This window comes from Nocardia sienata NBRC 100364 (assembly GCF_001613205.1).
GTDB lineage: Bacteria > Actinomycetota > Actinomycetes > Mycobacteriales > Mycobacteriaceae > Nocardia > Nocardia sienata.
Window position 1 is genome coordinate 35590 of sequence record NZ_BDBX01000056.1, and the last position, 21954, is coordinate 57543.

The window sequence follows — 21954 nt, forward strand, 5'->3', positions numbered from 1 at the left end:
GCAGTCGACCGGGGCGTGGCGGACTGTGACAACCGGGCCTGGGGACGCCTCCGTGAAACCGAGCGAAAAAGGCGCGTTTCATCCTCTGTTCACATGTCGGTGCACTGTGCCACAGTGGCACCCATGAGCGAGCAGACCGGCACTGTCGACGCCGATGTCATGAGATCCTTCGAGGTGCACAGGCGGGAATTGTGCGCCTACGCCTACCGCATGCTGGGCTCGTCCTTCGAAGCCGAGGACGCCGTCCAGGACGCATTCACCCGAGCCTGGAAGTCCTACGACTCCTTCGAGGGCCGGGCCAGCCTGCGTTCCTGGCTCTACAAGATCACCACCAATATCTGCCTGGATATGCTCGACGGCCCGCAGCGCCGGGCGCGGCCGATGGATCTGTCCGGCCCGTCGACACCGGACCGGCCCCTGCCGGCCCCCCAGCCGGACTACGTCTGGGTCGAGCCCATCCCCAACTCGCTCGCGTTCGGCGCGGACCCCGCCGAGCACGCCACCGCCAAGGACAGCCTGCGGCTGGCATTCGTCGCCGCCTGCCAGCATCTGCCCGCCACGCAGCGCGCCATCCTGATCATGCGCGAGGTCCTGCGCTTCTCCGCCAACGAGACCGCCGAGGCGCTCACCATGAGCACCGCCTCGGTGAACAGTGCCCTGCAGCGGGCCCGCGCCACCTTGAGCAAGGTCAAGCCGGCCGATACCGATACCTACGACGAAACCGACGAAGACCAGCGCAAAATGGTCGAGGATTTCGTAACGGCGTTCGAGTCCTACGATATGGACGCCCTCACCTCGCTGCTGAAGAGCGATGTGGCGCTGTCCATGCCGCCCTTCGATCTCTGGATTTCCGGGCCCGAGAACGTGGCCGCCTTCATGCTCGGCACCGGTGCGGCCTGCCGGAATTCGCGGTTGGTCCCGCTGGCCGGAGCCAACGGCCATCCCGCGTTCGGCCACTACAAGCCGAGCGGCGAGCCGGGCCGGTGGACACCGTGGTCGATCACGGTGCTGGAAATGCGCGACGGCGTGATCGCCGGCCTCAATTTCTTCCTCGACACCGAGCGCCTGTTCCCGCTGTTCGACCTGCCACCGGAATGGACGGAGGAACCGGTAGGCGAATCGGCCTGAGCTTCGGACCGACGCGGTCGACGCCGAGGGACCGCACCGTTATAGTCCGAACTCATGAGTGACCCTGGGGGGGACTCCCGGCCTGCCGGATGTGTCGGTTGTGCCCGAGGAGGTTCGTAATGTCGGTAAATATGTGTTCGGTCTGGCGGATGCGTTACGTCAGGCATTGACGTCCGCTGCTTCCGAGGTCGATTCGCTGACCGACGGTTCTTGGGTCGGCGACGACGCCGCCGAGTTCGCGACGGGATGGTCCGATGTGCGCGACGGCGGGGCGCGGATCATCGACGCACTGACCGGCATGGCCGAAACGCTGGGTGTCAACGCCGACACCTTCGAGGCCACCGACGACGGTACCGCCGACGGTATCAGCAGCTTGAGGTTGTGAGCACCGTGCCCTCGGAGTTCCAGGTCGATCTCGACCATCTCGACCACATCGTCGGCAAACTGAACGGTTTGGCCGGCTTTCTCAGCGACAACCTCGACGATATCGACGACAAAGTGGCGGCCTTGCAGGGCACCGGCTGGGAAGGTCTTGCGGCACAGGCGTATGCCGATGCACATCGCCAATGGTCGTCCGGCGCCCGCGAGTTCGCCGACGGGGTCCGCACAGTCGCCGAGGCAGCGCAGGCGGCCCACGACCGGTACACCCGCGCGATCGATCTGAACAGCAGGATGCTGCGTGGGTGACCCGCTCCGGATCGACTGGCAAATCTACTACGACGCCGCGAAGAAATGCCATGACCTGGCCACCGCGCTACGTGCCGCCGACAAACCGGTCCACGATGCGGTCAAGGGCCAGTGCGCCGGTATGGCCGGAGACGCGCCCGGCTGCAAGGAGTGGGGCCAAGCCTACGATCAGTCCGCGCAGAGAACGATGCAGGCGTGCACGAACCTGGCGGACGCGCTCTCGAACTTCGGGTACGTGCTGTACGCGACCGGATACAACTACGGCATCAACGCCAAGGCGAATCCCGCACCACCGCGCCCGCAGATCCAGGAAATGACCGAGCACAAGGTCAGCATCCCGACCTCGGTGCGGGACAACGGCCTCGGCATCGATCACCACGGCGGCGTCCAGGAACTCTTCGACGCACTCATCGCCCGCATCATGAACGAGTTCGGCAAACTACCCAACGGTGATGTGGAGGGTCTCGCCAAGGCCGCCCAGACCTGGCAGACATTCGCCGGACACGACACGGTCACCGGGGCCGCGGGGCGGATCAGCGCGATCGTGGCGCTGTTCGACCCCGTCCAGGATAAAACCAACCTCCAGCCGATCCTCGACCATCTAGAAACTCTCCGCGGCGGCGCCGACCAATTGGTCGCCGCTACCCAGAACCTCGCCACACCTGTCGGCGACTATCACTCCGGAATGGTCGAAGTCCGGGAGGAGATCGGCAGGCAGATCACCAACACCGAATGGGCAGTGGGTATCACGGTAGTCGCCGCCGCCGCAGCAGCATTCTTCACCTGGGGAGCGTCGGCTGCCGCGGCCGGCGGTGGAGTGACCGTGATGGTAGGCCATTGCATCAACGCGATCCGCTCCGCCTACCAAGCCAGCCGACTGTTCAAAGCAGTCGGACTCGCGACCGCGGTCGCCGGAGCCGTCGGCACCGTCAAAGCCTTCGACGGAGTTCCCGACCTCGGCAGCACCCTCACCTCCCTCGGCGCCATCATCGCCATGAAAGTCCTCATCGACGATGACGGGACGGGCCACAGCCCCGGAAATTCCAGCAATACACCCGGAAGCAGTGACTATCAACGCCGCCTCGATGAACTGGCGAAAGATCCCGCGAAGAACGGGAACGTCAATCCCCAGTCTCAACGAGAGGCCGAGGTTGGCCTCGCAGCGGAGCATGACGGCCAACTCGTTGGTCCTATTACCAGAGCTCAGCCCGGTCCGAATGGAGAAGACCAGGGCGAATTCGTAGATGCCAACGGCCAACGCTGGGATGTCAAGAGCTCACCTGACCATCAGCCCAGCTATCGACCTGACGCCGGCAAGGAGATTCCTAACCCTCAAACTGATGATAAGTTTGTCAAGATGATCGAAAAGGACCTCGCAACAGGAGAAAATGTTCTTATCGATCCAGATGGAATGACACCTGCGAGGAAGATTCATTTGGAACAACTGGTATCGAATCGACCTGAGTGGCAAGGAAAGGTGGTTTGGGGTCGATGAACAGTAAGAGCGATCACTCTGATGCGCGTGTGCGAATTTGGCCTGAAAATGCTCGTGCGCGGCAAACGCTGGTGGAATACTTGGATGCGCTGGCCGACCACCCTTCGAGAGACCTGACAGTAGACATTTTGCTAGCCGCAGACGAATGCGATTTCACCGGCGCTGACCTCTCCGGGTTGTTCTTGCAGGGCGCCGCGCTGAACGAGGCGAATTTTCGGGGCGTTCGGGTAATCGAGGCCGACTTGTACCAGTCCTGGCTCAGATACGCAAACCTGGATGGAGCCGACCTGTCCCGGTCGGATCTCCGGAAGGTACAGGCGACCGGATGCTCGGGGGTCGGAGTTGTTTTAAATGGAGCTCAGTTACAGGGAGCGTCTTTCGATGATGCCGATTTACACCATGCATTATTGCGTGGTGCAAATCTTCATTCTGCCAGTTTTTCGGGCGCAAACCTGACCGGCGCAGATCTACGGGACTGCAACCTAGGTTCGACAGATTTCGATGGCTGCAGGCTTGCAGATGCACTACTGAGCAATGCACGTGGGAAAATATTTGGACCGGTAGACATCGGAGTGACCGAACCGAATCTGATTTCCGGGCCATCCCTGGATTCCTGGCTCGCCGATCAGGGTGCCCATGAGGTCCATGTTTACCGATAACGACTGATAGAAATCTCGGACCTGACGTGCCTACTCGGTACCGGCGTGGAAGTCGATCCCGCCGGTTTGTCCGATACCCGCGCGCGGGCGAACCCTGGCGAAATATCTGGATGCGCTGGCCGATGTCGAGCGTGATGTGCTTCAACTCGCCGCCCTCGAGCGGCACGGCGAAATAATGAAGCTGCCGGGGGCGGGTGGGCAGTCTGCTTGTACCAGGCGCCTTGGCCGGTCAGTCGAGCCTTTCTCGGAGCACGGTGGTGGGCTATATCGGGTTGCTGTAATGGGTTTTCCGAGGACAAGTCCGAAGTCGATGTGGCGCTGGAGACTCCCGACGCCGTGTCGTCGGCGTGGAGGTCAAGGCCGGGCAACCGTCCGGACCGGGGACCTCACCGGTCTGCGCAACCTCGCACAGAAACTGTACGACAAGTTGGTCGCGGGTTACATCCTCTACACCGGCGAACAGACCCTGCCATAGGGCCCAAGCTACGGGCGGACCCGATGGACGCCCTCTGGCGGCTCGCTCTATGGCTGTGTCTCACCGGCCCGAATACAAGCCGGGGCCACAGGGCCGAATCTCCGAGTTGTGGGCTACGGCCGGTCGAACCGGCCGGAACGGGCACCGGCGGCAAAGGCGTTCCAGGCCTCGGAGGTGAAGGCGAGAGCTGGGCCGCCGCGATCCTTGGAGTCGCGCACACCCACCACGCCTCCCTTGATGAACGCGACCTCGACACACTCCTGGCTGCCACCGCTGTAGCTGCTCTTGAACCACCGAGCTTCGGATAGATAAGCGCTCACCCTGCGAACTCCCTTGCCTTCTCGCGAAGCAGCTTCCTGCTGTCCGGAAGATCCAACGCTACCCGTCGCAGCCCCATGTGCGCTTGGCGATAGCGATCCACCACTACTGGATCATCGAAGTACATCGCCCCGGTGTAGCCCTCGGCGTACACCACAGGTGGCTCGCCGGACTCCCCTGTCGACACCGCTTCGAACTCGAGAATGATGAATGGCCCGGTCAAGTCTCCCAGCGGGAGTCCCCTGGTGAACGGGAGAACCCGGATCGAGACATTCGTACATGTCCCCACGTCCGCCAAATGCCTGAGTTGCGTTGCCATGATGCGGCGGCTCCCAACGACCCTGTGCAGCGCAGACTCGTCCAGAAGCACGTCTATCGGCAATGGATCCGACTTCTTGGTTATTTGAATCTGACGCCGTATCCGCATCTCAACCCGTCGGACGATCTCACTGTCCGGCTCGGACGGGTGCGCGAGCCGGGTCACGGTTCGCGCGTAGTCTGGTGTCTGCAGCAGTCCAGGGACGATTTCCGCGAAGGAAGTCAACTTCACCGCCGCTGCTTCCAGCCCCATGTACACATCGAAGTTCAGCGGAATCAGATCGCCGTACTGGTGCCACCAGCTCTTGGTGTTGCCCTGTTGGGCGAGACCTTTCAGAGCGTCGATCGTGGTTTCGTCGGCGCCGCATACACGGCAGATCGCTTCGATATCCCAGAGCCGAATCCGGTCCGCCGCTCCTGTTTCCAGGCGTTGCACAGTGGTGGCGCCGCGTTCGATACGCCGCGCCAGTTCCGCGATTGTGAGCCCGGCGCCCTGCCGTAGGTCCCGCAGATATCGCCCCACTTGGCGACGCGGAAGGGTCGAGCCGATATCTGCCATGACACAACCTGCTTTCCCTCGATCACGCCCTTGAATTCGTTCTGACCGGTCCGGTCGTGTCATCCCCCATGCCGCCCCGGCGCCCGCCGATAGTCGCACCGGTTCGGGCCGGAATACAACTACCCCAACGAGAACCGTTCCTTCCCGGAAGGACACTTCCACCCTGGAACAGCTGGCCGCCGGACGACCATATCTATCGCGGCAATTCCACCACACCCGGTGTCCTCGCGACCTCAGTTGTCGTCGGGCACAGAAGTTGGCGGGAACCCGGCAGAGCTTCCGGTAACCCACCTGTTCTGGCTCGAGCCGATATCCACAACCGGGATCCGTTTTCTTTGGATGCGTTCGTTTCGATCCATGGATGAGCGCCAGGCGAGTAGCGGATTGCGTTCTCGGCCTTTGGCGCAAATCCCTCGGATCACTCGCTGCGCCTCTGGATCGACGGTGGATCCGCTCTACTGGGGCCCGGCAGAAAGCACGGCCCCAATGAGAATCGATCGACGATCGGAGGCAACCATGCCTGGGACCCACACCGAGCGGCCCGAGACGTGGGCACCCGCGCTACCGCAGCGAACGCCGCCCAGCCACCGGACGAAAGAGGCGGCGGCGCGACTCTGGCGGGCGGCCGAGCGCCACGACCTCGGCGTGCTCGAACGAGTTGCCCGCAGCCTGCGCGACCTCGACACCGGTAGCGGATACCAGACCCGTACCCAGCACGAGATCGATGGAGTCATCGCCCGATACCGCGCGGCCCATCCCGAGGCTCGGCATGACCGTTGACACCTGCGATCTGCACACCGGACCCTGGGTCCCGCTGGTCGCGCTCGCCATTGACCGCCACGACACGGAGGAACTCGTTATCCGGTGTCCCGAATCGCTGTTCTGCCTGCGCGGCGCACTGGTCACCGGTGGGCAGATCGCGCCGCATTTCCGTAACGTCGCCGGTCTGTGTCCATGGATCGGGGTGGGAGTACGCCACACCGCGCCTCCGTGCGGTTGCGAGCCGTTCATCACCACACGGCAACTTCGCATAGTCACCCATCACGGCAGGACACCGTGGGGGCCGATCGCCTCGATCGGCTGCCCCGGTGGATGCCGGGAATTCGCACCGGTCCAGAGCGGCCGCATCGGTCCGCACGGCCATCGCCCGTGCCCCTGGACCGGTATCCGGGTGATCGAGAAGGGTTTGTATCCACCACTGCTCACCGCCCAGGACCACCGGTGAACGCGGCGTTCCCTCGAGCTACTGCGCAGGCGACACACGTTCGGGCAACGCGTGCGAGACACGGTCGGGCAATGCGTGCGAGATGCGGTCGGCAGGGCGCGGATCGCGTCCGATACACGATGACACCGGCGCATCCCGGTAACCCGTCAGAAGTAGGCGTCGTCCGCGTTTTCGCGGAGTGTGCGTTCGGCCTGTTCGATCCACGCGGCGAACACAGCGCCGAAACCCTTCGTGCTCGCGGGACGCAGCTCGAGGTGGGTACGGTTGCGTTGTTCGACATAGCGGCCGTCGCCGGTGATATCGCACCACTGCAGTGCGCGATGGCGGTTGTGGGCGGCATGGAAATTACCGAGCCGGAGGATGGCGTGCCCACCGCCGTCGGCCGATCGGCGGGCCAGCTGTTCGAAACGGCGGCGCGCGCTTGTGAGGTCGGCGGCGTACCGGGAGTCCTCGGCCGGTTTCACGTCCGCGAGGTCGAAGGTGGCGGGCTTGTCGCGGCCGGGTTCGCAGGGCGGGACGGCGGCGGCGAGGGCGGCGGGAAGCTGGTCGGCGCGCAGCAGCTGGGCCCGGATATCGCTGTCCTCACCCCGTATCGCGGTCTGGCTGAGTACCACGGCGTGTGCGTAGGTACGGGCGCCGACCACACGCAGATCTTTGCGGGTGCGGCCGTCGCCGCCCCGATGCTTCACCGAGCCGAACAGGATCTCGATCCGCATATCGCACTGCGCGAGCGTCTGCACGAGCAAGCGGATCCTCTCCTGTTCGTCGATATCGCCGACGGCGCGGACGGCGGCGCGGTGCGCCTCGAACTCGTCGATCGTGGCGAAGCGGCTCCGGTAGCGCAGGGGTGTGGGCATACGGTCGTTGCCCTCGTCGAACCAATGCGCGGCGAAGGTATCCGGTTCCCAGGTCCAGGCCATACGGGTGGTATCCGTTCCAATCGAGCGATTCGGCTCCGCGATCCGAGCAGCGGCGGCCGAGGGCGGGTGGTCGCGGGGTGAACAGCGCAACCGAGGTCGACGGGCCGCACGCCCGGTCGGGCACGATGTGTCGTGGCCGGGGTGCGGCTGTGAGGTCCGGCGGCCGATCAGAAACTGGGAGGTCGTTCGGCGGGACCGGTGGCGGGGGCGTCGGCACCGAGCACACCGCCGGGAAGGGTCCGCGGTTCCTCTCCGAGGAGTTCGCGGGTGTTCTCCTCGTTGATCAGGTAGTCGGGAGTCTGCCGGTCGCGTTCGTCGTCCCCGGAACCGCCGCGGCCCGCACCGGGCGCGCCCATCATCGGCATACCGCTACGCGTCGCGGGCGAACCAGAGGCGGTCCTGGTGCCGGCGGTGGTCGCAGGCACCCCGGTCGACGGCGAACCCGATACGGTCCGGCCCGGTCCGGGCGCAGCCGGGCCCGGGGTCCCCGCGGGACCACCGGGACTGCCCGGTGTGCCGGTAGGCATGCCGGTGGTGGTCGACGCGGGAGTCACGGCGGGGCTACCGGTGTTGCTCGGCACCGTGGCCTGCGGTGTGGTACTCGGGGTTTCGGTTGTCGCCGATTGCGTATCCTCCGGGGCGGTACCGGTGTCCTCGCCGGTCGGCTGCTGCTCACCGGGCTGTTCCGCCCCGGGTGTTTCCTGCCCCGGCGTACCGGGCGTGGGCGAGGTGCCCCCCGGGGAGGGCCCGTCGTCACCGGTGGTGGGGCCACCCGGGTTACCACCGTCGTCCACCGCAATCGGGTCCCGCGGCTGCGGCAACACCGGGACCTGGGCATCCGCGGAAACCGCCGGGGTCACATAGTTGGTGGCCATATGCTGCTGGGCCCCCTGTTCCGCCGCCGCCACTCCCCCGTCGCCGTCGAACCAGTCCCCGGGGACCCACCAGCTCTGCGGGTCGTCCACAACCTCCGGCATGCCGTTCTTCGTCGACAGGACAGCAGCGACCATATTGTCGACCCGGTAGGCCAGTCCCCACAGTGCCGGCGTCAGATTCGTTGCGTCGGTGGCGTAGTCGGCGATCGCCTGCCGTGCCGTCTCCGCCGCCGGGCCCGACCACGCCGATTCACTGGACCGGCGGATCCGGGCGGCGAACACGGTGACGGTCTCTTCCCAAGCGGTGGCGATCGCGGCGTAATCGTCGCGGGCGTAGGTCGCCTCCATCGGATCCATCGCATCGAAGACCGCTTTTATCTCGGTATGCGAATGTGCGGCGGGGTTCTCCCGCGCACCGTTCTTCAGGATCAGCGATTCTTCGTAGCCGAACTCGCTCATTTCGGCACCTGCAATCCCTGCGGAGCGGATGCCATGACCTCGTTGTACCGCGACGCGAACGCGCTATCGGTATCCAGATAGCGTTGCGCGATCACCCGATGCAACTCCTGGATACTGTCCACTATCTGGTAGTGGCGTTCCAGGATGGCGTGGACGCTGTTCCCCGACTCATCGCCCTCCGCTTTACTCCGGAACCGCGAGACAAGCACCTTACCGGTCTGTATCCAGCTCCCGGGATCTTCGCCCAAACCCCAGTTATCGCGGCTCGATATCCCCTTTGCCACACCTTGCAAGTCACGGATCTGGTCCTTCATGGCTTGACAGTCCCGGTCGATATAGACGAACTCCTCCGCATTCACCCGGACATCGCTGTTGAACGACACCGATAACTGACCATCGTTGGCCGCGTCGATCACGTCCTGCATAGGACGCTTTCTCTCATCTGCCATGACCCACCCCTCTTCCTGCCACCGACTTCGTCACTCTCACTACCGTCATACTCCCGCCGGAATCAGCGGTAACACCCTCTCCGCCAGCCGCGTCGCGATATCGCACGGGTGCTGATTACCGGTAAGACGACCGGACGCCGGGTTATCGATCAGGAATTCGAGACTTCCCCCTACCATCTCCGCGTTCAACGTGCAGTCGGTCGATGTCGTCCCATTATGCTGCGCGATAGTGACCGGGCGACCATCAACTACGGCTTCCCGCGCCCCAGGAACATCCTTCTCACGAACCATATCGAGCGTCAGGTTCGTCGCACTGATACTGGCGGAGTAACCGTCCGACACCACCCAACGGCAACCACTCCAGGCGATATCACCGCGCCGCATATCGTCCGTGGAGGTCGAGCTGTTCGTCGAATGCAACCCCTCCGAATCCAGTACCTCCTGCGGGATATCGGTACACGGATCGAACCCACTCGGCACCTGCGGCGCCGCCGCCTGCTCAGCCGACGTAGAAGGCTCCGCGGAACCACCAGTGGACGTCCCGCACCCCGCCGCCACCAGGACCACACTCGCCCCGGCCACCACGGCACACGCCGACCTTCGCATGATGCCCAATTCGTTCCCCTGCGCGCCGATCCCGGAACTGGTACCGCAGGACGGACCGGCTCCTCCGCCCCCGCGAGCTTGCAGCGACCGTATCGAACGTTTGTCCACGTCCGCAAGCGAAACCACCGCATCGCACGCACCGAACCACCCGCGTCCGAACCACCTACAACCCGTCGGACCGCGTTGGGCGCGGGCCGGCGCCGTGTGACTCGGAAGCGCGATCGCGCGAGAGCAGTCGAAGTCGACCGGACCGAAAGAATCGGCACCGGCCAGGAGTGCGGTTGCGAGAGAGGTCTACGGCGCGGTACCGGCAACCGGACAACACCGGACCGGCTCGGCGACGTGGGGGCCCCGGGGCGACTCCTACCGCACCGCGCGGCCACACCACGGGTACGGCCCGATACCCGCCGGGCGCATCCTGCGGGTATCGGCAACGAGCATTTTCTGCAACAAGTTCACCGGCTGCCGACCAGCGGCGCCAAACGCTTCAGCTGCTCCACATCGGGCACCGAGACCAGCAGCATGGTGACGCCGGCGGCCTCCCATACCGCGATCTGCTCACGTACCTGGGCCTCGTTGCCGATGATCGCGGTCTCCAGCACCAGTTCGTCCGGTACCGCCGCCGCGGCCTCGGCCTTCTTGCCCGCCTGGAAGAGCGTGCCGATCTCCTCGACTTCCTTCTCGTAGCCCATCCGGCGATACACCTGGGCGTGGAAGTTCAGCTCCGGTGCGCCCATGCCGCCGATGTAGAGCGAGGTGATCCAGCGCATCCGTTCGATCTCGGCGGCAGGGTCGTCGGTGATGATCACCTGGGCGGTGGCGGCTATCTCGAAGTCCTCCCGCGAACGCCGGGCACCCGGCCGCGCGAAGCCCTCGTCGAGCCATTCGTTGTATACGCCGGCCATCCGCGGCGTGTAGTAGATCGCGAGCCAGCCGTCGGCGATCTCCGCGGTCAGCGCCACGTTCTTCGGCCCTTCCGCGCCCAACCAGATGGGCAGATCCGCACGTAGGGGATGAGTTATCGGTTTGAGCGGTTTACCCAGACCGGTCGCGCCCGCGCCGCTGTAGGGCAGCGGGTAGTTCGGCCCGTCGTTGGTGACCGGGCCCTGCCGGGCCAGCACCTTGCGCACGATATCGACGTATTCGCGGGTCCGCTGCAACGGTTTGGCGAACGGCTGCCCATACCAGCCCTCCACCACCTGCGGGCCGGAGACGCCGAGGCCGAGAATCGCCCGCCCGCCACTGAGATGGTCGAGGGTCAGCGCGTGCATCGCGGTGGCGGTGGGGGTCCGGGCGGATAGTTGCACCACCGAGGTGCCCAGCCGCACCCGCTCGGTCGCCGAACCCCACCAGGCCAAGGGAGTGAAGGCGTCCGACCCCCAGGATTCGGCCGCGAACACCGCGTCGAACCCGGCCTCTTCGGCCGCCACAACGACCTCGGCGGCATGTTCCGGCGGCCCCGCGCTCCAGTACCCGAGTTGCAATCCGAACTTCATATCCGACCCCTTCCGGCCTACTGCTTGCCAGCAGAATAAGAACCTGTTCTACTCGATATCGTGAATCAGGGGAATACTGCACCCACGGTAATTACGCAGGAACGCCCGCCGGGACTGAAACCGAGCGATGTGCTCAGTGCGCCCCTGCGGATGGAGTTCGACTACACGCGCTCCGTGGGACCCATCATCGGCAAGTTCCTTACCGGCCTGCGCGAACGGCGCGTCTTCGGTATCCGTGGTTCGGACGGCCGGGTGCTCGTGCCACCGGCCGAATTCGACCCGGTCACCGCCGAACCGCTGTCGGAGTTCGTCGAGGTCGCCCCGACGGGCACGGTGAAGTCCTGGACCTGGGTCCGCGATCCGCTGCCCGGCCAGCCCTTCGACCGGCCGTTCGCCTACGCGTTGATCCAGCTCGACGGTGCCGACACCGCACTGCTGCACGCGGTCGATGTCGAGAGCCCGGAACAGATCGGCACCGGTATGCGGGTGACCGCCCGCTGGGCCGCCGAACTCACCGGGACCATCCACGACATCGTCTGTTTCGAGCCCGGTGAGACCCCGACCGCGGAGCCGGCGCCGGCCTCCGATGCCGACCCGGTCACCATCATCACGACACCGATCGGGATGGACTACAAGCACACCGCCTCCCCGGAGGAGAGCACCTTCCTGCGCGGCCTGAAAGAGGGCAAACTCATCGGCGCGCGGGCCGATGCGAACAGCAAGGTGTACTTCCCGCCGCGCGGTGTCGACCCGGTGGACGGGCGGTCCACCTCGGATACCGTCGAGCTCGCCGATACCGCCACCGTCACCACTTTCTGCATCGTGAACGTGCCGTTCCTCGGCCAGCGGATCAAGCCGCCCTATGTGGCGGCGTACGTGCTGATCGACGGCGCCGATATCCCGTTCCTTCATCTCGTACTCGGCTGCGACGCCAGTGAGGTGCGGATGGGTATGCGGGTCAAGGCGGTGTGGAAGCCGCGCGAGGAGTGGGGCTACACCATGGCCAATATCAGCCACTTCGAGCCGACCGGCGAGCCGGATGCCGACTACGACACCTACAAGCATCACCTGTGAGAGGGCTCCCCGCGTGACCATCACCGAGCGTTCCATCGACAACGCCACCGAGATCGCCGTCGTGGGCTTCGCGCACGCACCGCATGTGTCGGAGACCTACGGCACCACCAACGGCGTGGAGATGCTGGTGCCCTGTTTCCAGCAGCTCTACGACCAGCTCGGCATCACCAAGTCCGATATCGACTTCTGGTGCTCGGGATCGTCGGACTACCTGGCCGGGCGGTCCTTCTCGTTCATCTCCGCCATCGATTCGATCGGCGCCGTACCGCCGATCAACGAATCCCACGTGGAGATGGACGCGGCCTGGGCCCTGTACGAGGCGTGGGTGAAACTGCGCACCGGTCAGGCGCAGACCGCCCTGGTCTACGGTTTCGGGAAATCTTCCGCCAGCACGCTGCGCCAGGTGCTGTCCACTCAGCTCGACCCCTACCTCGTCACGCCCCTGTGGCCGGATTCGCTGGCCATCGCCGGGCTGCAGGCCCGGGCGGGACTGGACGCCGGCCGCTGGACCGAGCGCGATATGGCCGCGGTCTCGGCCGCGCACACCGTCGACGGGAAATCGGTCGACGAGCTGCTCGCCGGCCCCTATGTCGCCGACCCGCTGCGGGAACACGACTGCGCACCCGTCACCGACGGCGCCGCGGCCATCGTGCTCGCGGTCGGCGACCGCGCCCGCGAGCTGACCGAACGTCCCGCGTGGATCACCGGAATGGCGCACCGGATCGATTCCAGTGTGCTGGGCGCCCGCGACCTGACCACCTCGCCGTCGGCCGCCGCCGCGGGACAGGCGGTGACCACCGGCGACACCAGCGGTATCGACGTCGCCGAACTGCACGCGCCGTTCAGCCATCAGCAGCTCATCCTGACCGAGGCGCTCGGCCTGAAACCGGAGACGAAGGTCAATCCGTCCGGCGGCGCGCTGGCCGGCAATCCCATGTTCGCCACCGGGCTGGAGCGCATCGGCTACGCCGCGCTGCCCATCCTGGCGGGCACCGCGGGCCGCACCCTGGCACATGCCACCAGCGGCCCGGCCCTGCAGCAGAACCTTGTGACCGTTTTGGATTCGGAGGCCGGCCGATGAGTTTCCCCGCCGCGGTGCTGGGCACCGGACAGACCCATCACGTTGCCAAGCGCAGCGATGTCTCGATGGCCGGGATGTGCCGCGAGGCGATCGACCGGGCACTGGCCGACGCCGACCTGACCATGGCCGATATCGACGCCATCGTCATCGGCAAGGCGCCGGACATGTTCGAGGGCATGATGATGCCCGAGCTGTACCTGGCCGACGCGCTGGGCGCCCCCGGGAAACCGCTGTTGCGTGTGCACACCGCGGGCTCGGTCGGCGGTTCCACCGCCTGTGTGGCCGCCAGCATGGTGCAGGGCGGTGTGCACGAGAAGGTGCTCGCCATCGCCTGGGAGAAGCAGTCGGAATCGAATGCCATGTGGGCGTTGTCGATTCCGGTTCCATTCACCATGCCGGTCGGTGCGGGCGCCGGCGGTTACTTCGCCCCGCATGTGCGGTCCTATATCCGCCGCTCGAACGCGCCCCTGCACATCGGCGCGATGGTCGCGGCCAAGGACCGGCGCAACGGGGCCAAGAACCCGCACGCCCACCTCAAACAGGGTGACAAGACCGCCGACGAGGTGCTCGCCTCCCAGATGCTCTGGGACCCCATCCGGTTCGACGAGACCTGCCCCTCCTCCGACGGCGCCTGCGCCGTGGTCATCGGCGGCGAGAAATCGGCGGCCGCGGTGGAAGCTTCCGGTAAGAAGGTCGGCTGGATCCACGCCACCGCCATGCGCACCGAACCGCTGGCCTACGCCGGCCGTGATCAGGTGAACCCCCAGGCCGGCCAGGAGGCCGCGAAAGCCCTGTGGGCGCAGGCCGGGATCACCGATCCGCTGGCCGAGATCGACGCCGCCGAAATCTACGTCCCGTTCTCCTGGTTCGAACCGATGTGGCTGGAGAATCTCGGTTTCGCCGCCCCCGGCGACGGCTGGAAGCTCACCGACAAAGGCGAAACCGAGATCGGCGGCGCGCTGCCGGTGAACCCGTCCGGCGGGGTGCTCTCCTCGAACCCCATCGGTGCCTCCGGCATGATCCGGTTCGCCGAGGCCGCCAAACAGGTCATGGGCCGGGCCGGTGACTACCAGGTCGACAATGCCCGCAAGGCGCTGGGCCACGCCTACGGCGGTGGCTCGCAGTACTTCTCCATGTGGGTCGTGGGATCGGAACGCCCATGACTCTGAAGTTCAGCCTCGGGATCGCGCTGAGTCCACTGGACCAACTGCCCGCCCTCGCCCGGACCGCCGAGGAGGTCGGGTTCACCTCGATCGCCCTGCCGGACTCGCTGTTCTACATGAAATCCCAGGCGGCGAAGTACCCCTACACACCGGACGGCAGTCGCTTCTGGGGTCCGGACACACCGTGGGTGGATCCGCTCATCGCGGCGACCGCCATGGCCGCGGTGACCACCCGGCTGCGCTTCTACACCAATGTGCTCAAACTCGGTTCCCGTAATCCGCTGCTGCTCGCCCGCCAGGTCGGGTCGGTGGCGAATCTGTCCGGTAACCGGTTCGGTTTCGGGGTGGGTATCGGCTGGGCGCCCGAGGAATTCGAGTGGTGCGGCGTGCCCTACGCGCGCCGCGGCGCCCGGGTCGACGAGATGATCGAGGTCATCAAGAAGGTTCTCGCGGGCGGCATGGTCGAATACCACGGCGAGTTCTTCGATTTCGACGAACTGCAGATGAGCCCGGCGCCGAGCGAACCGGTCCCGTTCTACATCGGTGGCCACACCGAGGTGGCACTGCGCCGCGCCGCGAAGGTCGGGGACGGCTGGACCTCGGCCATGATGAAGTTCGACGATCTGCAGACCACCATCGCCCGGCTTGGTGAGTTGCGGGCCGAATACGGTCGCGCGGAACTGCCTTTCGAGATCCAGGCGGTCTGTATCGACAAGTTCGGGCGCGACGGCTACCAGGAGCAATACGACGCCGGTGTCACCGACGCGATCGTGGTGCCCTGGCTGGCCGCCGGGATCGGATTCGACGGTGAACTCGAAGCGAAGCAGGACGCGCTGCGCAAGTTCGCCGAGGAGCACATCCAGAACCCGATCACCTGAGTGTCCGGACCGTCGAGAGGAAAACAATGAGCAGCAGCGAACATCCGGCCCGCGCGGCCGGGCTGGCTTCCCAGGCCGCCGTGCGCGCCCGGGACAAGGACGCCTGGCTCGCGTTGTTCGCCGCGGACGGCATCGTGGAAGATCCCGTCGGTCCCTCCGGTTTCGACCCGGAGGGCAAGGGACACCGGGGGCCGGAGGCCATCGGGGCATTCTGGGACAAGGCCATCGCGGGGACGGATTCGATCGAGTTCCTTTTCGGTGATTCCTTCGCCTGCGGCGCGGAGGTCGCCTTCACCGGGACGATCCGCACCACTCTCGGTGGTCACCGCATCGATGCCGAGGGCGTTTTCACCTACAAGGTGGACGAGGCGGGCAAGATCGCCGCCCTGCGCGCGTTCTGGGAAGTGGACCGAGCCATGGCGACAGCCACACCGGTCGATTGAGTCGCGGCCGGCCGGTTTCCCTCCCGGTCCGGCCTCCTCACCACCGGGGTATGAACCGAGCCCCGCACACCACCGTGGTGTGCGGGGCTCGGTTCGTACCGACCCCATAGACACTTCCGGCCCCGAACACCTCGTGCTCGGGGCCGGAAGGCGCAGGGGGGTCAGCTCGCCGTATGGCCGGTCACCGGGCAGGTCTTGTAGTCGACCTGGAACTCCTTGACGCCGTTCAGCCACCCCGACCGGAGCCGCTTCGGGTCGCCCAGCTTGGTGATGTCGGGCATATGGTCGGCGATCGCGTTGAAGATCAGGTCGATCTCCAGTTTGGCCAGGTTGGCGCCGATGCAGTAGTGCGCGCCGGTACCGCCGAAGGCCACATGCTGGTTGTCCTCGCGCATGATGTCGAACTTCATCGGGTTCTCGAAGACATCCTCGTCGAAGTTCGCCGACCGGTAGACCATCAGGACCCGCTGGCCCTTCTTGATCTGGACGCCGTTCAGTTCGGTGTCCTCGAGCGCGGTGCGCTGGAAGGTGGTGATGGGACTGGCCCAGCGGATGATCTCGTCGGCCGCGGTCTTGGGGCGTTCCTTCTTGTAGAGCTCCCACTGATCCGGGTTCTCCAGGAAGGCGATCATGCCGTGGGTGATGGCGTTGCGGGTGGTCTCGTTCCCCGCGACGGCCAGCAGCATCACGAAGAAGCCGAATTCCTCGGACTTGAGCGATTCACCGTCGATATCGGCCTCGACCAGGGTGGTGACGATATCGTCGGCCGGGCAGGCCTTACGGGCCTCGGCCATCGCGTAGGCGTATCCGAGCAGTTCGGTGGAGGCCTGCACCGGATCCACATCGATTTCCGGGTCGTCGTAGCCGGTCATCTCGTTGGACCAGGTGAATACCTTCATCCGGTCCTCCTGCGGGACGCCGATCAGTTCGGCGATCGCCTGCAGGGGCAGTTCACAGGCGATCTGGGTGACGAAATCACCGGACCCGGCCTCGGCAGCGGCCTTGACGATGGCCTCGGTGCGCTTGGACAGCTCTTCGCGCAGCGAGTTGATCGCGCGGGGGGTGAAGCCGCGCGAGATGATCTTGCGCATCCGCGTGTGCTCGGGCGGGTCCATGTTCAGCAGGATGAAACGCTGCAGTTCGATCTGCTCACGCTCGATATCGTCGTTGAAGCGCGGCAGCGCCGTGTTCTCGTAGGTCGAGAACACATCGCTGCGCCGCGATACCTCCTTGATATCGGCGTGCTTGGTGACGACCCAGAATCCGTCGTCGTGGAATCCGCCGACCTCCGGTGATTTCTCCTGCCACCAGATCGGGGCGGTGCGCCGGAGTTCGGCGAACTCCTCGACCGGAATCCGCTGCACGTACATGTCGGGGTCCGTGACGTCGAACCCGTCCGGCAGGTTCGGCCGGGCCATGCGCGTATCCACCACCAGATGTCTCCTTCGACAAACTGAAACACGTTCTACAATCATTGAAGCACAGGCGGGAGAACGAGGAAAGAAAGTGGACTGATCAAGCCTCGTGCCGTGCGCGGAACACGTTACAGTTTTATGTCCGAAACGAAAGGTTCATGATGGGCACACCCGTTATCGTCGAGGCAGCTCGCACCCCCATCGGCAAACGCAACGGCTGGCTGTCCGGGCTGCACGCCGCCGAGATCCTCGGCCTCGCCCAGCGCGGGCTGCTCGATCGCGCCCACCTCGACCCCGCCAAGGTCGAACAGATCATCGGCGGCTGTGTCACCCAGGCCGGTGCGCAGTCCAACAACATCACCCGCACGGCCTGGCTCGCCGCCGGTCTGCCCTGGCAGGTGGGCGCCACGACCATCGACGCCCAGTGCGGTTCGGCCCAGCAGGCCAACCATCTGGTCGCCGGCCTGATCGCCGCCGGCTCCATCGATATCGGGGTGGCATGCGGCGTGGAGGCGATGAGCCAGGTACCGCTGGGCGCCAATGTCGGGGACCAGGCAGGCCCGCGCCGGCCGGCCTCGTGGGATATCGATATGCCCAACCAGTTCGAGGCCGCCGAGCGAATCGCGAAGCGGCGCGGTATCACTCGCGAGGATGTGGACGCACTCGGCGTGCGGTCCCAGCGACTGGCCGCACAGGCCTGGGCGGAGGGCCGGTTCGATCGCGAGGTCCTCACCGTCACCGCGCCGGTGGTCGACAAGGAAGGCAACCCGACCGGAGAGAAGCAGGAAGTCAGCCGGGACCAGGGCCTGCGGGAGACCTCCGCGGAGAGCCTCGCCAAGCTGAAGCCGGTACTGGAGGGCGGAATACACACCGCCGGAACGTCTTCGCAGATATCCGACGGCGCGGCGGCGGTACTGCTGATGGAGGAAAAGGCCGCCGAGCGTGAAGGCCTGCGGCCGCGGGCCCGCATCGTGACCCAGTGCCTGGTCGGCTCCGAACCGGAGTTCCACCTCGACGGTCCGGTCCAGGCATGCAGCCGGCTGCTGGAGCGGTCCGGTATGAGCATCGGCGACATCGATCTGTTCGAGATCAACGAGGCGTTCGCCTCCGTAGCATTGTCCTGGGCGCAGGTACACAAGCCCGATTTCGACCGAGTGAATGTCAACGGCGGCGCAATCGCGCTCGGCCATCCGGTCGGCTCCACCGGGTCTCGTTTGATCACCACGGCCCTGCACGAACTCGAGCGTTCCGATCGGAACATCGCAATGGTTCTCATGTGCGCCGGTGGCGCACTCGCGACAGGAACGATCATCGAACGCCTGTAGCGGTTCCTCGAATTCCCTATTGCGACAGGACATCGAGCCCGTACGGACCACAGGCCCACCCGCACAGGCCCGGTGTCCATCACAAAATTCAGCCGGTAGGTTGAACGTTCATCTCAGCTTTCGGTAGACGTGTCGTACGCCACACAATGGCCGCGGCGCAGCTACGGAAGGGATACCAGCTATCCAGAGGCTACTGGCCGCCCGCCCGGGAAGACCCCCGCGACGGGCGGCTACCTGGCCATATCAGAGGTCCACAAGTCCGGTGCGGGCAACCCGCAAACGCGGTACCACGGTCCACTTCCCCTGATATGAGCCTGGAAGCTTCAAGGAAATCCTGATCCAGGCGTAGGTTTTCAGTTACTGAGCCGCTAATATCAATGATAGGTATCCGAGATAACGTCTGTTAGTACAGTGAAGGGAATTGGGCGGCTCACAATGGCTGATTTCGCGGCGCGGCTGAACAAGCTGTTCGAAACCGTGCATCCCCCGGGGCGAAAGCCGCATACCAATGCAGAGGTAGCGGCCGCCCTGACGGCATCCGGTCATCCGATCTCCAAACCGTATCTGTCGCAGTTACGGTCGGGCCAGCGTACGAATCCTTCCGATGAGACGGTTGCGGCGCTGGCGAAGTTCTTCAAGGTGAAGCCCGACTACTTCTTCAACGACATCTACGCCGCGAAGATCGACCACGACCTGGAACTCCTATCGCAGCTACAGGGTTACGGTCTGCGCCGGCTGTCCAGCCGGGCCTTCGACCTGTCGGAGGAGTCGCAGAACCTGCTCACCTCCATGGCGGAAAAACTCCGCGCGAGCGAGGGCTTGCCCGAAATTCCGCCGGACGGCACGGAATAGCAGACATCGTCGGCGCGGTGCGATCCCCATCGGGGTCGCACCGCGCCGACGCCTGTGCCGTGGAAATCCCCGCGGGATGTTCCCGCGGACGGGAAGAATTCCTTCGGCGAAGCTCTCCGCACGCTCGAAGTTCTGCGGCACGGAAGAATGAAGACCGACCGCTCGGCATGATTACCGAGCTCCGCCGGGGATAATCACAGTGACGTAACGGGTGTACCGCATACCTCGGGCAACTACGTAACCGTGACCGCTGAGCGCTCGGTCGGTTCCGGCTGCGGCTGCGCTTCGAAGGTCACGGCGATCGCCTGCACCCATCCGCGCGGACTGATGCCCTCCGGCGGTGCGATCCAGCGCGCGTCCACCACGGCCCGGCCAAGCGGATTCCGGACCCACTGCGCCACCCGTTCCGCACGGGCGGACACTGCGGCGGGAGGTTCTCCGGCAGCGGCGATCTCGACACCGCCGCCCGACTGGAGATACAGCGCGTCCATGATCTGCGCGACCCGGTCCGACGCTTTGAGCTGGGTCGATGTCCCGGTCTCCTCCTGGACGACCTCCGGGAAGCGTTCGATCAGGACCCGGTGCAGCGTCTGTATCCGGCGCAACAGCAACCGTGCCCGCACCCACATCTCCACCACGATCCACACCGCGCCGAAGGCGATGAGCAATGCGGTCAGCTGCCATAGCGGCCAGGCCCAAGCCGGCTCGCCCGGCCCGGAATGGGGAGCTCCGGTGAGCCCCCGCTGCACCTGACCGACGGCCAGCGCGACCACCAGTGCGGTCCCCGTGACGTAGACGGCGATACCCCGGCCGAGCGCGGTCCAGCTCAGGTTGCGCAGACCGGTCACCACGATGAAGACACCGGCCGCCGCGGTGACCACCCAGCCCACGGTGAACGAAGCGCTGAGGGTGGCGGCGACGGCGAAGAGCCCGGTTCCGTATATGCCCCCGGCGATCTGGCGCAGGTTACGGCGCGAGACCACCGGCCAGGCCGCCGAGGCGACCACCGAGGTCGCGGCGGCGAAGAGCAGCCAGGCGGAGACCACCAGCCCCTCCGACAGCCGGCCCCGCGGCAATCCGCCGGGCAGTAAGTTGTCGACGGCCAACGCCACATCGGGCACCGCGGCCGTACAAGCCAGCGCGACCGCCGAAACGGCCACCACTATCGCCACCCGCGCGGTGGTCGCGGGTTTGACGAGCACCCGTCCCACCCGCGCGCCCGCGGCGACCCAGACGATCAGGGCGGTCAACCAGAACGTCATCCCAGAGCCTCATCGAATCGAAGGACCGAGACGCCCGCGCCCCGGCTGTTGAACACGCGCAGCCGCGTCATCAGCATGGCGGCGAAAGTTTCGGCCTCCCATTCGGCCTGGTCGTCCTCGCCGTCCTCGATCGCGGCCTGATGGGCGCGCTGACTCAGCATGTAGGCGATGAGCTCGTCGCTCACCTCGAGTGTCACCTCGGGGGCCGGGGCGCCCTCGTGATCGAAGACGATATGCCCCAGCTCGTGCGCCAGCGTATGGTCCCGGCTCGGCAGCGCACTGGCGAGCACGATGATGTCCTTGGTCGGGTAGTAGCGCCGCTGGCCGCAGACGCCGGGACCGAGGTCGGCGTCGGCGATTTCGATCGGGCGGCCCCGCTCGGCGGCCACCGCGTCCACCACCTCATCGAGAGTGGTGGCGTCGGCATCGGCGGCGATCGCGCACACCGCGTCGACCGCGGCGGCGACCCGCCGATAGGCTCGGGCGCTCTGTGTCCGGCTCTGGGTCATCGCGATCACGCCCCCGTTCCGAAGAATTCGGAACGCGCGGCATCCACCCGCGCCTGCGCCTGGGCTGCGCTGTGATAGCTCATCACGGCCGAACCGCCGCCGGCGATGGCCAAGGCGATCAGTCCGCCGATCACCGACAGGACCTTGGGTTCGGGTAGCAGACCCGCGGCATTCGTCGGGCGCACCGCATGATTCGGCGGCGCGGCGACGACCGACAGGGCGGACCCACCGGGAACGGGCGGCGCGGGGACGGCGGGCGGCGCGACCGCGGGCAGCGGAACGG

General features: G+C 65.8%; 24 protein-coding genes and 1 pseudogene. 14 read left to right on the forward strand and 11 right to left on the reverse strand.

All coding sequences use genetic code 11. The annotated features are described in order from the left end of the window. Window positions 1–93: 93 nt before the first annotated feature. From NS4_RS26740 to NS4_RS31755, 5 genes are read left to right on the forward strand one after another with little or no spacing between them, the layout of a single operon-like run. Window positions 94–1128, forward strand: coding sequence for a sigma-70 family RNA polymerase sigma factor (locus NS4_RS26740; RefSeq protein WP_281219968.1), 1035 nt, complete (start codon window positions 94–96; stop codon window positions 1126–1128). Window positions 1129–1186: 58 nt separating this feature from the next. Then, window positions 1187–1513: a WXG100 family type VII secretion target gene (locus NS4_RS26745; RefSeq protein WP_063062256.1), complete on the forward strand. Its 327-nt coding sequence runs from the start codon at window positions 1187–1189 to the stop codon at window positions 1511–1513. Further along, window positions 1510–1815 (forward strand): WXG100 family type VII secretion target, encoded by a 306-nt coding sequence (locus NS4_RS26750; RefSeq protein WP_245665750.1) that lies wholly within the window; start codon window positions 1510–1512, stop codon window positions 1813–1815. The genes NS4_RS26745 and NS4_RS26750 overlap by 4 nt, the downstream gene beginning before the upstream one ends. Continuing rightward, window positions 1808–3310 (forward strand): hypothetical protein, encoded by a 1503-nt coding sequence (locus NS4_RS26755; RefSeq protein ID WP_063062257.1) that lies wholly within the window; start codon window positions 1808–1810, stop codon window positions 3308–3310. The genes NS4_RS26750 and NS4_RS26755 overlap by 8 nt, the downstream gene beginning before the upstream one ends. Further along, on the forward strand, window positions 3307–3969 hold the full coding sequence (locus NS4_RS31755; RefSeq protein ID WP_084487760.1) for a pentapeptide repeat-containing protein: 663 nt from the start codon (window positions 3307–3309) through the stop codon (window positions 3967–3969). The genes NS4_RS26755 and NS4_RS31755 overlap by 4 nt, the downstream gene beginning before the upstream one ends. A 588-nt stretch (window positions 3970–4557) precedes the next feature. Here the strand turns inward: NS4_RS31755 and NS4_RS26760 are convergent. After that, window positions 4558–4764 carry a DUF397 domain-containing protein gene (locus NS4_RS26760; protein ID WP_063062258.1) on the reverse strand — a complete coding sequence of 69 codons (207 nt, stop codon included), beginning with the start codon at window positions 4762–4764 and terminating at the stop codon, window positions 4558–4560. Beyond that, the gene (locus tag NS4_RS26765; protein ID WP_063062259.1) at window positions 4761–5639 is read right to left on the reverse strand and encodes a helix-turn-helix domain-containing protein; all 879 of its coding nucleotides are present in this window, start codon (window positions 5637–5639) and stop codon (window positions 4761–4763) included. The genes NS4_RS26760 and NS4_RS26765 overlap by 4 nt, the downstream gene beginning before the upstream one ends. A gap of 516 nt (window positions 5640–6155) precedes the next feature. Between NS4_RS26765 and NS4_RS32475 the strand changes: the two genes are divergently transcribed. Together NS4_RS32475 and NS4_RS26775 are read left to right on the forward strand one after the other, a co-directional pair. Continuing rightward, window positions 6156–6419 (forward strand): hypothetical protein, encoded by a 264-nt coding sequence (locus NS4_RS32475; RefSeq protein ID WP_157106270.1) that lies wholly within the window; start codon window positions 6156–6158, stop codon window positions 6417–6419. Beyond that, window positions 6409–6864, forward strand: a complete 456-nt coding sequence (locus NS4_RS26775) for a hypothetical protein (RefSeq protein WP_063062261.1) — start codon at window positions 6409–6411, stop codon at window positions 6862–6864. Before NS4_RS32475 ends, NS4_RS26775 begins: the two co-directional genes overlap by 11 nt. Before the next feature lie 146 nt (window positions 6865–7010). Here the strand turns inward: NS4_RS26775 and NS4_RS26780 are convergent, their stop codons facing one another. The 5 genes from NS4_RS26780 to NS4_RS26800 form a co-directional block, all read right to left on the reverse strand. Beyond that, window positions 7011–7784 carry an ESX secretion-associated protein EspG gene (locus tag NS4_RS26780; protein WP_063062262.1) on the reverse strand — a complete coding sequence of 258 codons (774 nt, stop codon included), beginning with the start codon at window positions 7782–7784 and terminating at the stop codon, window positions 7011–7013. Between the two features lie 167 nt (window positions 7785–7951). Then, complete coding sequence (locus tag NS4_RS26785) at window positions 7952–9118, reverse strand: hypothetical protein (protein WP_063062263.1); 1167 nt, start codon at window positions 9116–9118, stop codon at window positions 7952–7954. After that, entirely contained in the window at window positions 9115–9543 is a 429-nt protein-coding gene (locus NS4_RS26790; protein WP_245665752.1) for a hypothetical protein, read from the reverse strand. Before NS4_RS26790 ends, NS4_RS26785 begins: the two co-directional genes overlap by 4 nt. 69 nt (window positions 9544–9612) lie before the next feature. After that, window positions 9613–10134 carry a DUF3558 domain-containing protein gene (locus NS4_RS26795; RefSeq protein ID WP_169811819.1) on the reverse strand — a complete coding sequence of 174 codons (522 nt, stop codon included), beginning with the start codon at window positions 10132–10134 and terminating at the stop codon, window positions 9613–9615. Between the two features lie 494 nt (window positions 10135–10628). Continuing rightward, window positions 10629–11669, reverse strand: coding sequence for an LLM class F420-dependent oxidoreductase (locus NS4_RS26800; protein WP_063062266.1), 1041 nt, complete (start codon window positions 11667–11669; stop codon window positions 10629–10631). Window positions 11670–11729: 60 nt separating this feature from the next. On the opposite strand from NS4_RS26800, the gene NS4_RS26805 reads away from it, so the two are divergent. Genes NS4_RS26805 through NS4_RS26825 form a run of 5 tightly spaced genes read left to right on the forward strand, consistent with a single transcriptional unit; the run spans window position 11730 to window position 16308 of the window. Continuing rightward, window positions 11730–12743 (forward strand): Zn-ribbon domain-containing OB-fold protein, encoded by a 1014-nt coding sequence (locus NS4_RS26805; RefSeq protein ID WP_439955811.1) that lies wholly within the window; start codon window positions 11730–11732, stop codon window positions 12741–12743. A gap of 13 nt (window positions 12744–12756) precedes the next feature. Then, window positions 12757–13824 carry a thiolase family protein gene (locus NS4_RS26810; RefSeq protein WP_245665754.1) on the forward strand — a complete coding sequence of 356 codons (1068 nt, stop codon included), beginning with the start codon at window positions 12757–12759 and terminating at the stop codon, window positions 13822–13824. Continuing rightward, window positions 13821–14987, forward strand: coding sequence for a thiolase family protein (locus NS4_RS26815; RefSeq protein WP_063062268.1), 1167 nt, complete (start codon window positions 13821–13823; stop codon window positions 14985–14987). Before NS4_RS26810 ends, NS4_RS26815 begins: the two co-directional genes overlap by 4 nt. Window positions 14988–14989: 2 nt before the next feature. Continuing rightward, a complete protein-coding gene (locus tag NS4_RS26820) occupies window positions 14990–15865 on the forward strand; it encodes a TIGR03619 family F420-dependent LLM class oxidoreductase (RefSeq protein WP_063062282.1) in 876 nt (291 codons plus the stop codon). 26 nt (window positions 15866–15891) lie between these two features. Continuing rightward, window positions 15892–16308 (forward strand): nuclear transport factor 2 family protein, encoded by a 417-nt coding sequence (locus NS4_RS26825; RefSeq protein ID WP_063062269.1) that lies wholly within the window; start codon window positions 15892–15894, stop codon window positions 16306–16308. A gap of 161 nt (window positions 16309–16469) precedes the next feature. On the opposite strand, the gene NS4_RS26830 is transcribed toward NS4_RS26825, so the two are convergent. Next, window positions 16470–17726: a cytochrome P450 gene (locus NS4_RS26830; RefSeq protein WP_063062270.1), complete on the reverse strand. Its 1257-nt coding sequence runs from the start codon at window positions 17724–17726 to the stop codon at window positions 16470–16472. A 158-nt stretch (window positions 17727–17884) separates the two neighbouring features. Between NS4_RS26830 and NS4_RS26835 the strand changes: the two genes are divergently transcribed. Both NS4_RS26835 and NS4_RS26840 read left to right on the forward strand, forming a co-directional pair. Further along, window positions 17885–19048, forward strand: a complete 1164-nt coding sequence (locus tag NS4_RS26835) for a steroid 3-ketoacyl-CoA thiolase (RefSeq protein ID WP_063062283.1) — start codon at window positions 17885–17887, stop codon at window positions 19046–19048. Between the two features lie 435 nt (window positions 19049–19483). Beyond that, complete coding sequence (locus NS4_RS26840; protein ID WP_011207048.1) at window positions 19484–19900, forward strand: helix-turn-helix domain-containing protein; 417 nt, start codon at window positions 19484–19486, stop codon at window positions 19898–19900. 233 nt (window positions 19901–20133) lie between these two features. Here the strand turns inward: NS4_RS26840 and NS4_RS26845 are convergent, their stop codons facing one another. The 3 genes and pseudogenes from NS4_RS26845 to NS4_RS32725 form a co-directional block, all read right to left on the reverse strand. Further along, on the reverse strand, window positions 20134–21162 hold the full coding sequence (locus NS4_RS26845) for a hypothetical protein (RefSeq protein ID WP_063062271.1): 1029 nt from the start codon (window positions 21160–21162) through the stop codon (window positions 20134–20136). Beyond that, window positions 21159–21671 carry an ImmA/IrrE family metallo-endopeptidase gene (locus NS4_RS26850; protein WP_063062284.1) on the reverse strand — a complete coding sequence of 171 codons (513 nt, stop codon included), beginning with the start codon at window positions 21669–21671 and terminating at the stop codon, window positions 21159–21161. Before NS4_RS26850 ends, NS4_RS26845 begins: the two co-directional genes overlap by 4 nt. A 5-nt stretch (window positions 21672–21676) precedes the next feature. Further along, window positions 21677–21954 (reverse strand): annotated as a pseudogene (locus tag NS4_RS32725) (hypothetical protein); the annotation flags it as partial.

What these genes read in the sequence shown, in the direction of transcription:
- NS4_RS26740 (WP_281219968.1), top strand. Translation starts at nt 94, where the DNA reads ATGTCGGTGCACTGTGCCACAGTGGCACCCATGAGCGAGCAGACCGGC.
- NS4_RS31755 (WP_084487760.1), top strand. Translation starts at nt 3,307, where the DNA reads ATGAACAGTAAGAGCGATCACTCTGATGCGCGTGTGCGAATTTGGCCT.
- NS4_RS26765 (WP_063062259.1), bottom strand. Translation starts at nt 5,639, where the DNA reads ATGGCAGATATCGGCTCGACCCTTCCGCGTCGCCAAGTGGGGCGATAT.
- NS4_RS32475 (WP_157106270.1), top strand. Translation starts at nt 6,156, where the DNA reads ATGCCTGGGACCCACACCGAGCGGCCCGAGACGTGGGCACCCGCGCTA.
- NS4_RS26775 (WP_063062261.1), top strand. Translation starts at nt 6,409, where the DNA reads ATGACCGTTGACACCTGCGATCTGCACACCGGACCCTGGGTCCCGCTG.
- NS4_RS26780 (WP_063062262.1), bottom strand. Translation starts at nt 7,784, where the DNA reads ATGGCCTGGACCTGGGAACCGGATACCTTCGCCGCGCATTGGTTCGAC.
- NS4_RS26785 (WP_063062263.1), bottom strand. Translation starts at nt 9,118, where the DNA reads ATGAGCGAGTTCGGCTACGAAGAATCGCTGATCCTGAAGAACGGTGCG.
- NS4_RS26790 (WP_245665752.1), bottom strand. Translation starts at nt 9,543, where the DNA reads ATGCAGGACGTGATCGACGCGGCCAACGATGGTCAGTTATCGGTGTCG.
- NS4_RS26800 (WP_063062266.1), bottom strand. Translation starts at nt 11,669, where the DNA reads ATGAAGTTCGGATTGCAACTCGGGTACTGGAGCGCGGGGCCGCCGGAA.
- NS4_RS26815 (WP_063062268.1), top strand. Translation starts at nt 13,821, where the DNA reads ATGAGTTTCCCCGCCGCGGTGCTGGGCACCGGACAGACCCATCACGTT.
- NS4_RS26825 (WP_063062269.1), top strand. Translation starts at nt 15,892, where the DNA reads ATGAGCAGCAGCGAACATCCGGCCCGCGCGGCCGGGCTGGCTTCCCAG.
- NS4_RS26830 (WP_063062270.1), bottom strand. Translation starts at nt 17,726, where the DNA reads ATGGCCCGGCCGAACCTGCCGGACGGGTTCGACGTCACGGACCCCGAC.
- NS4_RS26835 (WP_063062283.1), top strand. Translation starts at nt 17,885, where the DNA reads ATGGGCACACCCGTTATCGTCGAGGCAGCTCGCACCCCCATCGGCAAA.
- NS4_RS26840 (WP_011207048.1), top strand. Translation starts at nt 19,484, where the DNA reads ATGGCTGATTTCGCGGCGCGGCTGAACAAGCTGTTCGAAACCGTGCAT.
- NS4_RS26845 (WP_063062271.1), bottom strand. Translation starts at nt 21,162, where the DNA reads ATGACGTTCTGGTTGACCGCCCTGATCGTCTGGGTCGCCGCGGGCGCG.
- NS4_RS26850 (WP_063062284.1), bottom strand. Translation starts at nt 21,671, where the DNA reads ATGACCCAGAGCCGGACACAGAGCGCCCGAGCCTATCGGCGGGTCGCC.